A 14,354-nucleotide genomic window follows, 5' to 3' on the forward strand; every position below is an offset into this window, starting at 1 on the left:
CTATGGCGTCCATTCTGTTCGTCGTTCCGCGATTTCACACCAACCTGTTTTTCGCCACCAAGGCATTGGTCGAGGCGGGGCATCAGGTCGTGGTGTTCGCGGCGTCTCAAGGGCGGCTTGAGGATCACAGCCACGTGCGGCCCGTCATTCTGGGTAAGGCTCCGGACAGGGCCGATGTTGCGGCGCGGTTGGCCGCGCTCGCACCCGATCTGATTTTTCTGCGGCGGGCAGGGGATCTGTCGAAAGCGGTCTATGCAGCGGCGCGGCGGCAGAGGCTGCGAGTGTTGGCCTATGACCTGCACCCGATGACGCAGCAGCGCGGCTGGCGCAAGCGGCTGTCGTATTGGTCACAGCAGCGCCCCTGGGAGCGCGTGACGCCGGTGCCGGGGCTGGACCGGTCGGCCCCGACGGACCCGGCGGCGCATTATCTGCCGTGGCCGACGCAGGCGGCGCAATTGGCGGATCACGCGTTTCGCGATCCGGCATCGTTTCCGGTGCGCGTGCTGTGCGTGGGAAAACTTGCGCAGGTGCGCAAGAAACAGGATGCGCTGATTGCGGCGTTACAGCCGTTGGCGGATCGGGTAACCCTCACCTTGGTCGGCGCGACAGACCGTGAGATCTCGGGCGCGGATGAGGCGCATTACACCGCGCTCAGGGCGGCTGAGGCACATTGCGACTGGATCACCATCCGGGCTGATGTTCCGTTTGCCGATATGCCCATTCTTTACGCGAGCCACCACGTCTGCGTTTTGCCATCGACAGGTGAACCTTTGGGCGTGGCTCCGCTGGAAGCGATGGCCTATGGCACCATCCCGGTGATTGCGATGGATGCGGGAAGTGCCGGTTACATCACGCCGGGGCAGGACGGGATGCGGGTGGATATGGCACAGCCTGACGGATTGACAGAGGTGATGACAGACCTTGTGAACCACCCGGAGCTGCGCCGAACCCTGTCGGAGGGCGCACGGCAAACCGCCGCGACTGAATTGTCTCCCGCGCGGTTCGTGGCGCGGGTCGAGACGTTGCTGCGCTAAGGCGGCATCACTCCCACCAGCGGTCGATCCGGGCGATGTCGGCGTCGGACCAACCAAAGTGATGCGCGATCTCGTGAACGACGATGTGATGCACCAGTTCCTCCAGCGTCGTGCTCTTGCGCTCGCGCCATTCTGCCAGAATGGGTTCGCTGAACAGCCACACCGTGTCGGGGTAGGGCGACGGCGCTTCGGTGGATTTCAGCGGCAAGGGAATGCCGTGGTAAAGCCCCGTCAGGGAGCGGCGGTCGGTGATGTCGAGATCGTCGAGTATGTCCGGCGCCGGCCACTCGGTCACGCGCAACAGGATATCCTTGCAATGTCCGGCAAACGGTGCGGGCAAGCCGCTGAGCGCTGCTTGGGCATAGCGCAGGATGTCGTCGGTATCTGGCGTGTTCATGGCCAAGATATGCGGAGACCGCGACGCGCGCGTCAAGCGCGATATCGGACTGCGCACCGCGCCTTTTCTGGACAAAGCCTGCGGCATATGGGAAAGCGCGAGGAACAGGAGACATGTCCATGACCACCACACGTTTCGCGCCGTCGCCCACCGGATACATCCATGTCGGCAACCTGCGCACCGCGCTGTTCAACCACCTGATCGCCCGCAAATCCGGCGGCACGTTCATCCTGCGCATCGACGATACCGACCCCGAGCGGTCACGGGAAGAATATGTCGATGCGATCAAGCAGGATCTGGAATGGCTGGGCCTGACATGGGACCGGGTGGAGCGGCAATCGGAACGGCTGGATCGCTACGCCGAGGCGGCGGACAAGCTGCGCGAGATGGGGCGGTTTTACGAGGCGTTCGAGACGCCGACTGAGCTGGATCTCAAGCGCAAGAAGCAACTGAACATGGGTAAACCGCCGGTTTACGACCGCGCGGCATTGAGCCTGAGCGACGACGAAAAGGCCAAGCTGCGCGAGGAACGCGGGCCGGGTGTCTGGCGCTTCAAGCTGGATCAGGAGCGGATCGAGTGGGAGGATGGCATCCTTGGCCCGATCTCGATTGATGCCGCCAGCGTCAGCGATCCGGTGCTGATCCGCGCCGACGGGCAAGTGCTCTATACTCTGGCCTCGGTGGTGGATGACATTGACATGGGCGTCACCCATGTGGTGCGCGGGTCGGACCATGTGACCAATACCGCGACGCAGATTCAGATGATCCGCGCTCTGGGCGGCACGGTTCCGTCGTTTGCGCATCACTCGTTGCTGACCGGGCCGCAGGGCGAGTCGTTGTCCAAGCGTCTTGGCACGCTGGCCTTGCGCGACTTGCGCGAGCAGGGGATCGAGCCGGAGGCACTGTTGAGCCTGATGGCGCGGCTCGGATCGAGCCAGCCGGTGGAACTGCGCACCTCGCTGGACGAGATTGCCGAGGGGTTCGATCTGGACCAGTTCGGATCGGCACCGACGAAATTCGATGTGCAGGATCTGTTTCCGCTGACGGCCCGCAAGCTGCACGGTTTGGCCTATGCCGACGTCAAGGACGAATTAAAGGCACTTGGCGTGCCGGACGACATCGCGCCCGATTTCTGGGCCGTTGCGCGCGACAACATCACCGTGCGGAGCGACGTGGCGACGTGGTGGGCGCTGTGTTCGCAAGGCGCCGAGCCCTTGGTCGCGGATGAAGATCAGGAGTTCGTTGCACAGGCGATGGCGCTTCTTCCCGACGGGCCGCTTGACGGGGAAACCTGGGGCACCTGGACCGCAGAGGTCAAGGAGGCCACTGGCCGCAAGGGCAAGGGGCTGTTCATGCCGCTTCGCAAGGCGTTGACCGGTCAGGAACGCGGGCCGGAAATGTCTGATCTGTTGCCGCTGTTACAGAACATCCCGGCGCGGAGCCTCGCGAGCAACTAGGGTTCCTGAGCCTTTTTCTGCAACGATTTCAGCGCGTCGCCGTCATCAATCCTGCGGTCGATGATCGCCAGCGCGCTGTCGCGTGCCTTTTCGGCGGCTTTGGCCAGTTCGGGCCACTCGCTGGTGGTGAGCCGGTTGGTCGCCTTCAGCATCTGCGCCATGACCTCGTAGCGCGCGCCTCCGTCCTGCATCAGCGACGCGTAGCCGTCCTGAATCAGATCTTCGGCCGAAACGGTGCCGATGATCACACGGTCGTATTTGAGCTCGTCCTCACGATCAGCGTCGCACAGCTTGAGACCCAGTTCCCATAAAAGACGTTCGACGCGGTGAATGATGTCGATGGCGGTGCCCGGATCGTTGATGCCCGGAGACAATGCGCGCGAAGCCACTTCTGACAGGATGACAATGCCGAACCGTGCGTCCTGTTCGTTGGTCCGCCGACCACCCATGGTGAAATTGTCGATCAGTTCGTCAATGTCGGTGTCGCCTTCGACATAGCCAAGAGGTGATCCTTTCAACACCCAGCTTCCCGGAGACGTGGTGACCCAGAGCCGCGCATCGTCTTCTTCAAGGCGCGCGTGGAGTTCGGACATGCTGATGAACTGGACAAACCCAGATTCTGGCGATGGCAGCGGTTTGGCGTCATCCGGGATGCGCGGCGCGTTGTCGGCGGCGCGTCCACCCAGATAGCGCGCCTCGGCCAGCCGCTTGAGCGACGGACGTGCCGCCTGTTCGACCATGCCCAGCGTGTGATCCAGACTGCCGAGCCGGCTGAGATGCGCGATCCAGCGCAGGATCGCCACGACGATCATCACAATGCACACGATGGTCAGCGCGAAGACGATCACGGCTCCGGATTCGCCGTAAAACCCGGCGCGGAACATGACAATCGCTCCGAGCGAGAACAGAAATGCGCCCACGAAAACCGACAGAACATTGAGCGTGGTCATGTCTTGCATCAGGATGTTGTAGACCCGTGGCGTTGCCTGATCCGCCGCGGACCTGAATGCGGTGACCATCATGCCCAGGGAAAAGGTGGTGACCGCCAGCATCGAGGACGCCAGAATGCTGAGGATCGGCATCACGGCGTCGCGCGTGAATCGTTCCGTCAGGCTGTCGGGGATGGATTGATCGAGGAAGGGCGCGATGAAGGCGATCAGGAGGGCGGCGGCGCCATAGGCGGAAATGCGTACGCCCGGAGTGCGCCACAGGCGCTTGATCCACAGGAGTATCCGCGCGCGCATCAGTCAAACACCCGGGCACGGGTCGTGACCAACATGTCATCGACAAAGCTGCGTTCCGCAAGTGTCAGGCGCTGAGCACGCGAGTAGACGGGGTCGGCACGGTCATTGCGCACTGGCGACGCCCAGCCCTCGGTCGTGTGTACGAAACGCGTTGCACCGTCTTCTCCGAATTCTTGCAGATAGCCTTGCAGCACCGCGTCGATATAGCTGAGAAGTATCGGATGCTCGCGATCCGGTGTGGCGGCGGTTTCCGGCGGAATGGCGTAGATCGAAATATCGCGCACAGCTTGCGCTGTATGCGTTACCGCATCGGTAACGGCAACGCGGTCGTAGGAAAATTCGCGCGTGTCCAGCGCCACCCAATCGTCATTGGGGACAGGTGCGATAACACCGTCAATTTGCGCATCGCTGTCGCGTATCACCGACAGGAACGCGGCGGGGCGGGTGGCCGCGCGTTGCCAGACCCTGCGCCATCCGGTGATCCGCGATGCGTGAACCGGCGTGAAGCTGTGTGTCTTGCGATTGACCAGCGATCCGTATCCGAAGAAATGAGAGTGTTCCAAATTCTATCCGCTCAGGCCGTGTTGATGTAAGTCAAAGACAACTTTGCACGACAGGGTAGTTTTGGACAATCAAACCGAAGGGATCTTCACCTTGCGTGTCACCAAACGTACCAATATCGCGATGCGTGTCCTCATGTTCTGTGCCGCAAATGACGGGCGTCTTGTCACCAAAGCCGAAATTGCCGAGTGCTGCAATGCGTCGGAAAATCACCTCGCACAAGTGATCAACCAACTTGGGCAGCTTGGGTTCCTTCACACCCAGCGCGGTCGCAATGGCGGGTTGTCTCTGGGTCGACCCGCGGACGAGATCAAGATCGGCGATGTCTTTCGTGTGCTCGAAGCGCCGGTTCCGGTGGCGGAGTGTTTTGCCGATGTGGACAACACCTGCCCGCTGACCGCATCGTGCCGGTTACGCTCTGCGCTGACGGTCGCGGTCGAGGCGTTTTATCAATCGCTCGATCCGATCACGCTGGATGCGTTGATGTGTCACAATCACGGATTGCTGCAAATCCTGAACCCCGAAGGTGCCTGTGATCGTCGGGAACTGGCGGCCGCGGTTTGAAGGCTTGAGGCCGGGCCGGTTCCGGTCTACGGTCGCATACATTCATGATGGGAGAACCGGTGTATCCGGTGCCGAAGGAGCAACCGCCCCCGGAAACTCTCAGGCTCAAGGGACCGTCGTGACCATAAACTCTGGAGAGACCTCGGCCACGCCCGGGGCGCCGAAGGGATAACGATCTCAGGCAAAAGGACAGAGGGGGCATAAGATACACGCGCAGGACGCGTGTTGGCTTATGCCGGTTGTCGCTTTGGCACATATCCGGTTGGACATGAGGGGATGCTACGTGAGCGATTTGAAACGCACGCCGCTTTACGATCTGCACGTTTCGCTTGGCGCGAAGATGGTGCCGTTCGCGGGGTACGAGATGCCGGTCCAATATCCGATGGGTGTCATGAAAGAGCATTTGCACTGCCGCGCGGCGGCGGGCCTGTTCGATGTCAGTCATATGGGTCAGGTGATCCTGCGAGCGGATGATCCGGAGGTCGCCAAGCGTGCCTTGGAACGGCTGATACCGCAGGATGTGCTGGGTCTTGAGGAGGGCCGTCAGCGCTATGGCTTTTTCACAAATGAACAAGGCGGGATTGAAGACGACCTGATGTTTGCCAATCGCGGCGATCATTTGTTCGTCGTGGTCAACGCGGCCTGCAAGGAGGCCGATGTTGCACGCATGGGCGCTGCGATGACGCCCGAGGTGACGGTCGAGCTTTTGACCGACCGCGCGTTGCTGGCGTTGCAGGGACCCGAGGCGCAATCGGTCCTGTCGCAGTTGAGCGGCGAGGTCGCTGACATGACGTTCATGGACGTGGCTACGGTCACGCTCAACGGTGCCGAGTGCTGGGTGTCGCGTTCGGGCTATACCGGTGAAGACGGATACGAGATTTCCGTGCCTGCCGACGAGGCCGAGGATCTGGCCAAGGCGCTGCTGGCATTCGAGGAGGTTGAGCCGATCGGTCTTGGTGCGCGGGATTCCCTGCGGCTTGAGGCCGGGTTGTGCCTTTACGGCCATGATGTCGATGCCACGACGACGCCGGTCGAGGCGGGCTTGACCTGGGCCATCCAGAAAGTTCGCCGCACCGACGGCGCGCGCGCTGGCGGGTTTCCCGGGGCCGAGCGCGTCTTGCAAGAGATGTCGGATGGCACCGCAAGGAAACGGGTTGGATTGCAGCCCGAAACGCGCGCCCCGATGCGCGAAGGCACCGCGTTGTTTGCCAGCGAGAGTGGCGATGCCCAGATCGGAACCGTGACCTCGGGCAGTTTCGGGCCAAGTGCCCAAGGTCCTGTTGCAATGGGATATGTGGACGTTCAACATGCAGCACCGGGCACGGCTTTGTTCGGCGAAGTGCGCGGCAAGAGATTGCCGGTCAGCGTCGTCAAACTACCCTTCGTCGCACCCGGCTTCAAACGATAGACATTCCAGGAGGGACTTATGAAATACACCGAAGAACATGAATGGCTGCGCGTCGAGGGTGACGAAGTGGTTGTTGGAATCACGGCTCATGCGGCGGAACAGCTGGGTGACGTTGTGTTTGTCGAATTGCCCGACGCCGGCAAGGTGGTGAGCAAGGATGACGAAGTCGTCGTGATCGAGTCGGTCAAGGCCGCGTCCGATATCCTGGCCCCTTTGGACGGCGAAATCACCGAGGTCAACGAGGTGCTGGTGGATGAGCCGAGCAAGGTCAATGAGGATGCCGAAGGCGACGCGTGGTTCTTCAAGATGAAAATCGAGGACATGTCGGCGCTGGACGATTTGATGGACGAAGCGGCCTACAAGAAGTTCATCGGCTAGGTCACGCGGTCTCGGGCAGGCTGCCGGTCAGCGAAGGAAAATGCCGCCGGGTGTCACCGGCGGGATTTGAGTATTTTTGAAGAGAAGAAGCAGCGCGGCGGAGCGCCGTTCCTAAAGTCTGGGAGACTATTCATGGGTTATGATCCGATTGACTATCTGCCGTATGATTTCGCCAACCGGCGCCACATCGGACCGTCTCCTGCAGAGATGGCGGACATGCTGGAGGTGCTTGGGGTATCGAAGCTGGACGAATTGATCGACGAGACATTGCCGGATTCGATCCGGCAGGACGCGCCGCTCGATTTCGGAAAGGCGCTGTCGGAAAGCGAGTTGATGCATCACATGCGCGACACGGCAGGGCAGAACAAGGTTCTGACGTCGCTGATCGGCATGGGATACCACGGCACGGTGACGCCGCCCGCGATCCAGCGCAATATCTTCGAGAATCCGGCGTGGTACACGGCCTATACGCCCTATCAGCCCGAGATCAGCCAGGGTCGGCTTGAGGCTCTGTTGAACTATCAGACGATGGTCAGCGACCTGACCGGGCTCGAAATCGCCAACGCATCCCTGCTTGACGAGGCCACCGCCTGCGCCGAAGCGATGACGATGGCGATGCGATCGGCCAAATCCAAGGCGACGGCATTCTTTGTCGATGAGAATTGTCACCCGCAGAACATCTCCGTGATCAAGACGCGCGCGGCCCCGCTCGGTATCGAGGTGATTGTCGGGGATGTCGCGGATCTGGACGCCTCCGGCGTCTTTGGGGCGATTTTCCAGTATCCGGGCACCTATGGCCATTTGCGCGACTTTTCCGATGATATCGCGGCTTTGCATGCCGCGGGCGCGATTGCGGTCGTCTCGGCCGATCCGATGGCGCTTTGTCTGCTGAAAGAGCCGGGCGCCATGGGTGCGGACATCGCAGTGGGATCGACCCAACGGTTCGGCATTCCGCTGGGCTATGGCGGACCGCACGCGGCCTACATGGCGACCAAGGATGCCTATAAGCGCGCCATGCCGGGGCGGATCGTGGGCGTGTCGATCGACAGTCACGGCAACAAGGCCTACCGGTTGGCGTTGCAAACCCGCGAGCAACATATCCGGCGCGAAAAGGCCACATCCAACGTGTGCACCGCGCAGGCACTTCTGGCCGTGATGGCCGGGTTCTATGCGGTGTTTCATGGCCCCAAGGGATTGCGTGCCATTGCGCAGCGTATTCATCGCAAGACCGTACGGCTGGCGCGCGGTCTGGAGGCGGCGGGCTTCAAGATCGAACCGGAAACATTCTTCGATACGATCACTGTGGACGTCGGCCTGTTGCAGCAAGGCGTTTTGCGGGCCGCCGTGCGCGAGGGGTTGAACCTGCGGGCGGTGGGCGACACCAAGGTGGGCATCACGCTTGACGAGCGGTCACGCCCGGCCACGATCGAAGCGGTGTGGCGGGCGTTTGGGTTGCTGCGCAAGGATGACGACCTGACGGCGGAGTACCGTCTGCCGGATGCGCTGTTGCGCACGTCGGAGTATTTGCAGCACGGCGTCTTTCACATGAACCGCGCCGAGACCGAAATGATGCGGTACATGCGCCGTCTGGCTGACCGCGATCTGGCGCTGGATCGTGCGATGATCCCGCTTGGCTCCTGCACGATGAAGTTGAACTCCGCGGCGGAAATGATGCCGGTGAGCTGGCGCGAGTTTGCCGACATCCACCCCTATGTGCCGGACGATCAGGTGCGCGGCTATCATGCGCTGATCGGAGACCTGAACGCCAAGCTCTGCGCGATCACCGGTTATGACGCGATTTCCATGCAGCCGAACTCTGGTGCGCAAGGCGAGTATGCGGGCCTGTTGAGTATTGCCGGATATCACCGCGCGAATGGTCAGGAGCAGCGCAACATCTGTCTGATCCCGGTCAACGCCCACGGAACCAACCCGGCCTCGGCACAGATGGTTGGATGGAAAGTTGTCCCGGTGAAATGCGATTCCAACGGGTCGATCGATCTGGAGGATTTCCGCGCCAAGGCAGAGAAACATTCCGATCATCTGGCGGGGACGATGATCACCTATCCCTCGACACATGGCGTATTTGAACGCACGGTCAAAGACGTTTGCCAGATCACCCATGATCACGGCGGACAGGTCTATATCGACGGTGCGAACATGAACGCGATGGTCGGCCTGTCGCGTCCGGGCGATCTGGGCGGTGACGTGAGTCACCTGAACCTGCACAAGACGTTCTGCATTCCGCATGGCGGCGGCGGGCCGGGCATGGGGCCGATCGGCGTCAAGACGCATCTCATTCCGCATTTGCCGTCCCATCCGCTGGAGGGCCGCGGCGCTGTCTCGGCGGCGCCCTTCGGATCACCCTCGATCTTGCCGATCTCTTGGGCCTATTGCCTGATGATGGGCGGCGAGGGGCTGACGCAGGCGACGCGGGTGGCGATACTGAATGCCAATTATATCGCGACGCGGCTCGAAGGCGCGTTCAACGTGCTGTACCGGGGTGACAACGGGCGGGTTGCGCATGAGTGCATTCTTGATGTGCGCCCGTTCGAAAGCTCGGCGGGTGTCACGGTCGAGGATATCGCCAAGCGGTTGATTGATTGCGGGTTCCACGCACCGACGATGAGTTGGCCCGTGGCCGGCACCTTGATGGTTGAACCGACGGAATCCGAAACCAAGGCCGAGTTGGACCGGTTCTGCGATGCGATGCTGGCAATCCGCGAAGAGATCCGCGCCATCGAAGACGGCACTGCGGATGCGGAGCAGAACCCCTTGAAACTGGCTCCGCACACGATGGAGGATCTCGTGAAGGATTGGGATCGTCCCTATTCCAGAGAGCAGGGCTGTTTCCCTCCGGGCGCGTTCCGTGTCGACAAATACTGGCCGCCTGTGAACCGTGTGGACAATGTCTATGGCGACCGGCATCTGGTGTGCACATGTCCTCCGATGGAGGAATATCTGGACGCTGCGGAGTAGGGCGCCGGTTCGATATCAGTGCGCAAGACGGGATGGGGGGAGTTCGAGACCTCCCCCCATTTCCATTGACGGCATAACCCCTTCACGACGTTTCGGTGATCAGGCCGGCGCGATTTTCAGCACAATCCAAACCCTCGATCTTCAGCGTCAGGATTTGTCTGTCGGTGCCTCGATCGGCGTTTCCAGCAGGAACAGCATCGTATCACGGACGCGCCCCCAAGTGGCGGCATCAGACGCACACAAAAGATAGCCCGAGCGCATATCGGCCCGATATTCGCCGCCGTCGAGCATGGCGACGTGACCGCCGGCCTGCTTGATGATCAATGCGCCAGCGGCGTGATCCCAGGGGCTGAGCCCGGAGCAGAGCACGAAATCCATGTGGCCTTGGGCCACCAATCTGAACTCATGCGCAATGCAGCGCAGGGTGAGCAGTTGTTGAAACCGCGGCAGGATCGCGGCCATCGGCGCCAATTTGTCATCCGGCAGAGAATAAAGAGAAACGTAACCGCTCAGGTTTTCGATCGGTCCGCCATTCGAGACACTGACGCTGCGCGGTGCGCGGCCACGGACGACGATTTCCGTCGCACTGGTTTCGTCGGCCGTCATCACTTCGTCGGTGATCGGGTCGTAAATCAGCCCGAACACCGGTCTGCCAAACCGTGTCATCGCCAGGATCAGGCCGAACGTGGCCAAGCCGTGCGCATAGTTCCAGGTGCCGTCGACCGGGTCGATGGTGAAACCCATCTCGGCGTCGGCAAGCTTGGCAATCGAGTCTTCGGTGGCGGTTTCCTCGCCCACGATATGGGCGTTGGGAAACAGCTGCAAAAGCCCGCGTGCGATCATCTTTTCGGCGTTGCGGTCAGCGTCTGTCACCACATCCATGGGGCCGGACTTCTGGTCGATCTCTGTTGCGACAAGAGAGCGGAATCGCGGCATGATCTCGGCCTTGGCGGCGCGGCGGATCAGGTTGGTGATCTGTGTGCGTTGCGCGAAGGTCAGCGCGGACGAGATGGGAATGGGGAGCGTTTCGGAAACAGGTTTTGATGCTTTTTCAGACACGGGTACGATTCTCCTGACGTCGGGGTGGTTTGGTTTCGCAAGGCCACCGCTAAAGCGCAAGGCGACTATTCGCGCGCCCTCAGGATCTGCGCCGGACGCGCGGCCAAGGGGCGCCACGCGAATGCAAGCCCTGCCAGAAGGGTGGCCATCACGCCCCCGAGGATGATGCCAAGCGCGGATGGCCAGACGACCGCATAGCTGCTGTCCATGATAAACGTCATAACCGCCCAGCTGCCAAGGATTCCCGCGGCCAGAGCGACGATCCCGGCAGCGCCGCCCAGAAGCGCGGAGCGTAGCGCAAAGCTCTGTAGAATGCGCGCACGGCTTGCGCCAAGTGTCTTGAGCACAGCCGCCTCGTAGGTGCGTGCGTCTTCGCCTGCGGCGGCAGCGCCGATGAGGACGAGGAAACCGGTCAATAGCGTGGCGGCAGCCCCCCAACGTACCGCAGCGCCGATCCCTTCAAGAACGCCGCTGACGCTGGAGATGGCGTCGCGCACGGAAATGGCCGTGATGTTGGGAAATTCCGTCGCGAGATTGCGCAAGATGCGGGCCTCTTCGTCGGCGGGCGCGTACACGGTCGAAATGAACGTGTGCGGCGCACCCTGCAGGGCGTTGGGCGAGAGCGTCATCACAAAGCCCATACCGGCGTTGGAAAAATCCACGTCGCGGAAGCTCGTGATCGTGGCCGTGATGTCACGGCCCAGGATGTTGACGGTCAAAGTGTCTCCGAGGGCAAGGCCCATTTCCTCGGCTTCTTCTCTGGCGAAACTGACCTCGGGCGGCCCGTCATGGCCGGCTTCCCACCATTCGCCAGAGACAACGCGAGTGTTCTCGCTGGGTTGGTCGGCATAGGTGAGGCCGCGGTCGCCGGTCACCACCCAGTGATTGCCCGCCACTTCGGCGGCCGGTTTGCCGTTGATACGGCTGAGGATGCCGCGCAGCATCGGCGCGGTATCGACACGGTCCACCGTTGGGTCGCTCTCAAGGATGTCGCGGAACCGGCTGATCTGGTCGGGTTGGATGTCGACGAAAAAGTACGCAGGCGCGACTTCGGGCAGATCGCGGTCAATCGCCGTGCGCAGATTGCCGTCAATCTGCCCGATCGCGGCCAGCACCGACAGGCCAAGGCCAAGCGACAGGATGACAGGTGCAGCGGCATCGCGCGGTCCGCCGATGGCGGCCAGCGCCCAACGCCAGACGGGATGGCCGCGTGTGACGCGTGTGCCGCGCTTGGCAAGCCAACGGATGGCGATAGCGGCGACGACGAGCACGACCAGCGCGCCAATCAGGCCGCCCGCGGTCCAGAGGGTGAGGAACGGGCTGCCGGAAAAGAACGCCGCCGTTGCGACAAGCAGCGCGAGAAGCGCGAGCGTGGCGATGACATAACGTGCAGCAGGCAGGAGCTTGCCGCCGCTCAGGGCATCGCGAAAAAGCATCGCCGGGCGGATGTCTTCGGTGCGTGCCAGTGGCCAGAGGGTGAAGACCAGCGCAGTGAGGATGCCGTAAAGCGCCGCCTCGATCAGCGGCGCCGGGTGGACCGTGAAGATCGCGGGAACCGGCAGCGCGGCGCTGATGAGCGGGCCAAACAGGATCGGGACGAGCGCCCCAAGGATAAGCCCGATAACGATGCCGAGCAGGCTGAGCACACCGATTTGCAGAAAATAGGTTTGAAATATCGTGGCGCGGGTAGCACCGAGCGTGCGCAGCGTTGCGATCACGCTGGTCTTGCGGGCCAGATAGGCGCGCACGGCGGCCGACACGCCGATGCCGCCGACGGCAAGGCCGGAGAGGCCGACAAGGATCAGGAACGCGCCGAGCCGTTCGACAAAGCGCGCGACACCCGGCGCGCCATTGCGCGCGTCGCGCCAGCGTAGGCCGCTGGTGGGGAAGGCATCCTTGGTGCGGGTTTTCAGGGCTTCGAGATCGGCACCCGGAGGCAGGAGCAGCCGGTATTCGGTTTCATAAAGCGTGCCCGGTTGCAGCAGGTCCGCGTCGCGCAGGGCGTCGGTGGTGACGATGGTGCGCGGGCCGAGCGAGAACCCGGCGGCGGCGCTGTCGGGCTCATTGGTCAAGATCGCCGACAGGGTGAAGTCGGAACTGCCAAGGCGGAAGCTGTCACCGGGCGAAAGTGCGAGGCGGTCGGCGAGCAGCGGTGCCATGACCGCACCGTTGTCGGCAAGCGCCCGCTCCAGCGGCATTGGCGGGTCGAGTGTGACGGTGCCGGTCAGCGGATAGGCGGAATCAACGCCCTTGACCTGCGTGAGCGCGCGTTCGGCGGTTCCATCGGGATCCTTGACGACCATGGAGCGGAAATCGGTGATTTCGGACAGCCCGGTCGAGATGGTTTCGAGCCATGCGCGTTCTTCGGGTTCGGCAAAGCGGTAGGTGAATTCCACCGATGCATCGCCGCCAAGCAGGACGGCCCCCTGTTCCGAAAGCCCCGATTGGATCGCCGAGCGGACGGACCCGACACCAGCGATTGCGGCCACTCCGAGCGCAAGACAGGCCAGGAAGATGCGAAAGCCCTTGAGTCCTCCGCGCAATTCGCGGCGGGCGAAACGGACAGCGGTTCCAAGAGCCATTATTCGGCGGCCTTGAGCGCGTCTTCGGAGATGTGGCCATCGGTCAGGCGCACGACCCGCGAACATTTGGCGGCCAGTTCGCGGCTGTGGGTGACCAGCACCAATGTGGCGCCGTGACGGTCGCGCAAATCGAACAGCAGGTCGATGATCGCCTGTCCGTTGGCCCCGTCGAGATTGCCGGTGGGCTCATCCGCCAGCAGGATTTCGGGGCGGGTGACAGAGGCGCGGGCCAGCGCCACACGCTGTTGTTCGCCGCCCGACATCTGCGCCGGGTAATGATCGGCGCGCGATACCAGCCCGACCGCCTCAAGCTCGGCTGCGGCGCGGGCAAAGGCGTCTTTCTCGCCCGCCAGTTCAAGAGGAGTCGCGACGTTTTCCAGCGCCGTCATAGTCGGGATCAGGTGGAAGGATTGAAACACGACGCCCATGTGGTCGCGTCGAAACCGGGCCATCGCGTCTTCGTTCATCGTGGTGAGGTCTTCGCCGAGCACCGTGACCGACCCGGACGTGGCAGTTTCCAGACCACCCATCACCATCAGCAAAGAGGATTTTCCCGATCCGGACGGTCCGATCAACCCCAAGGTCTCGCCTTTGTGAACCGAAAGAGTGATCGCGTGCAGGATCTCGACCATTCCGGCATTGCCCTTGAGGCTGAGCGTGACATCTTTGAGGTCGATAATGGGCTTGGTCATGG

General features: G+C 62.2%; 12 protein-coding genes and 1 riboswitch. Of the genes, 6 read left to right on the forward strand and 6 right to left on the reverse strand.

Translation table 11 applies throughout. The features are described from left to right. Nucleotides 1-2 precede the first annotated feature (2 nt). Complete coding sequence (locus ACGKZZ_RS04510; protein WP_411222284.1) at nt 3-1,034, forward strand: glycosyltransferase family 4 protein; 1,032 nt, start codon at nt 3-5, stop codon at nt 1,032-1,034. 7 nt (nt 1,035-1,041) lie between these two features. Here the strand turns inward: ACGKZZ_RS04510 and ACGKZZ_RS04515 are convergent, their stop codons facing one another. Further along, complete coding sequence (locus ACGKZZ_RS04515) at nt 1,042-1,431, reverse strand: metallopeptidase family protein (RefSeq protein WP_411222285.1); 390 nt, start codon at nt 1,429-1,431, stop codon at nt 1,042-1,044. A gap of 119 nt (nt 1,432-1,550) precedes the next feature. Here ACGKZZ_RS04515 and gltX point away from each other — a divergent pair, with 119 nt between their 5' ends. Further along, nucleotides 1,551-2,888 (forward strand): glutamate--tRNA ligase, encoded by a 1,338-nt coding sequence (gltX, locus tag ACGKZZ_RS04520; protein WP_411222286.1) that lies wholly within the window; start codon nt 1,551-1,553, stop codon nt 2,886-2,888. On the opposite strand, the gene ACGKZZ_RS04525 is transcribed toward gltX, so the two are convergent. Together ACGKZZ_RS04525 and ACGKZZ_RS04530 are read right to left on the reverse strand one after the other, a co-directional pair. Further along, complete coding sequence (locus ACGKZZ_RS04525; protein WP_411222287.1) at nt 2,885-4,132, reverse strand: DUF2254 domain-containing protein; 1,248 nt, start codon at nt 4,130-4,132, stop codon at nt 2,885-2,887. The two genes, gltX and ACGKZZ_RS04525, sit on opposite strands and share 4 nt — an antisense overlap. Continuing rightward, nucleotides 4,132-4,695 (reverse strand): gamma-glutamylcyclotransferase family protein, encoded by a 564-nt coding sequence (locus ACGKZZ_RS04530; RefSeq protein WP_411222288.1) that lies wholly within the window; start codon nt 4,693-4,695, stop codon nt 4,132-4,134. The genes ACGKZZ_RS04525 and ACGKZZ_RS04530 overlap by 1 nt, the downstream gene beginning before the upstream one ends. Nucleotides 4,696-4,786: 91 nt before the next feature. Between ACGKZZ_RS04530 and ACGKZZ_RS04535 the strand changes: the two genes are divergently transcribed. From ACGKZZ_RS04535 to gcvP, 4 genes are all read left to right on the forward strand, one after another. Then, complete coding sequence (locus tag ACGKZZ_RS04535) at nt 4,787-5,257, forward strand: RrF2 family transcriptional regulator (RefSeq protein ID WP_411222717.1); 471 nt, start codon at nt 4,787-4,789, stop codon at nt 5,255-5,257. A gap of 38 nt (nt 5,258-5,295) precedes the next feature. Then, nucleotides 5,296-5,383: riboswitch (glycine riboswitch) on the forward strand. Nucleotides 5,384-5,540: 157 nt separating this feature from the next. Beyond that, nucleotides 5,541-6,665: a glycine cleavage system aminomethyltransferase GcvT gene (gene gcvT, locus ACGKZZ_RS04540; RefSeq protein WP_411222289.1), complete on the forward strand. Its 1,125-nt coding sequence runs from the start codon at nt 5,541-5,543 to the stop codon at nt 6,663-6,665. Nucleotides 6,666-6,683: 18 nt separating this feature from the next. Then, the gene (gene gcvH / locus ACGKZZ_RS04545; RefSeq protein ID WP_411222290.1) at nt 6,684-7,043 is read left to right on the forward strand and encodes a glycine cleavage system protein GcvH; all 360 of its coding nucleotides are present in this window, start codon (nt 6,684-6,686) and stop codon (nt 7,041-7,043) included. A 132-nt stretch (nt 7,044-7,175) separates the two neighbouring features. Then, nucleotides 7,176-10,019: an aminomethyl-transferring glycine dehydrogenase gene (gene gcvP / locus ACGKZZ_RS04550; protein ID WP_411222291.1), complete on the forward strand. Its 2,844-nt coding sequence runs from the start codon at nt 7,176-7,178 to the stop codon at nt 10,017-10,019. A gap of 147 nt (nt 10,020-10,166) precedes the next feature. Here gcvP and ACGKZZ_RS04555 read toward each other — a convergent pair whose 3' ends face one another. The 3 genes from ACGKZZ_RS04555 to ACGKZZ_RS04565 form a co-directional block, all read right to left on the reverse strand. Beyond that, a complete protein-coding gene (locus tag ACGKZZ_RS04555) occupies nt 10,167-11,078 on the reverse strand; it encodes an inositol monophosphatase family protein (RefSeq protein ID WP_411222292.1) in 912 nt (303 codons plus the stop codon). Nucleotides 11,079-11,143: 65 nt separating this feature from the next. After that, a complete protein-coding gene (locus ACGKZZ_RS04560) occupies nt 11,144-13,660 on the reverse strand; it encodes an ABC transporter permease (RefSeq protein ID WP_411222293.1) in 2,517 nt (838 codons plus the stop codon). Then, on the reverse strand, nt 13,660-14,352 hold the full coding sequence (locus ACGKZZ_RS04565; RefSeq protein WP_411222294.1) for an ABC transporter ATP-binding protein: 693 nt from the start codon (nt 14,350-14,352) through the stop codon (nt 13,660-13,662). Before ACGKZZ_RS04565 ends, ACGKZZ_RS04560 begins: the two co-directional genes overlap by 1 nt. Between the last annotated feature and the right edge of the window lie 2 nt (nt 14,353-14,354).

It is taken from the genome of Marivita sp. S2033 (assembly GCF_046592965.1).
Taxonomy (GTDB): domain Bacteria; phylum Pseudomonadota; class Alphaproteobacteria; order Rhodobacterales; family Rhodobacteraceae; genus Marivita.

Bases quoted from the DNA above. Each gene is read 5' to 3' on its own strand.
- ACGKZZ_RS04565 (WP_411222294.1), bottom strand. From the start codon at position 14,352: ATGACCAAGCCCATTATCGACCTCAAAGATGTCACGCTCAGCCTCAAG.
- gcvP (WP_411222291.1), top strand. From the start codon at position 7,176: ATGGGTTATGATCCGATTGACTATCTGCCGTATGATTTCGCCAACCGG.
- gcvH (WP_411222290.1), top strand. From the start codon at position 6,684: ATGAAATACACCGAAGAACATGAATGGCTGCGCGTCGAGGGTGACGAA.
- ACGKZZ_RS04510 (WP_411222284.1), top strand. From the start codon at position 3: ATGGCGTCCATTCTGTTCGTCGTTCCGCGATTTCACACCAACCTGTTT.
- ACGKZZ_RS04560 (WP_411222293.1), bottom strand. From the start codon at position 13,660: ATGGCTCTTGGAACCGCTGTCCGTTTCGCCCGCCGCGAATTGCGCGGA.
- ACGKZZ_RS04515 (WP_411222285.1), bottom strand. From the start codon at position 1,431: ATGAACACGCCAGATACCGACGACATCCTGCGCTATGCCCAAGCAGCG.
- ACGKZZ_RS04525 (WP_411222287.1), bottom strand. From the start codon at position 4,132: ATGCGCGCGCGGATACTCCTGTGGATCAAGCGCCTGTGGCGCACTCCG.
- gltX (WP_411222286.1), top strand. From the start codon at position 1,551: ATGACCACCACACGTTTCGCGCCGTCGCCCACCGGATACATCCATGTC.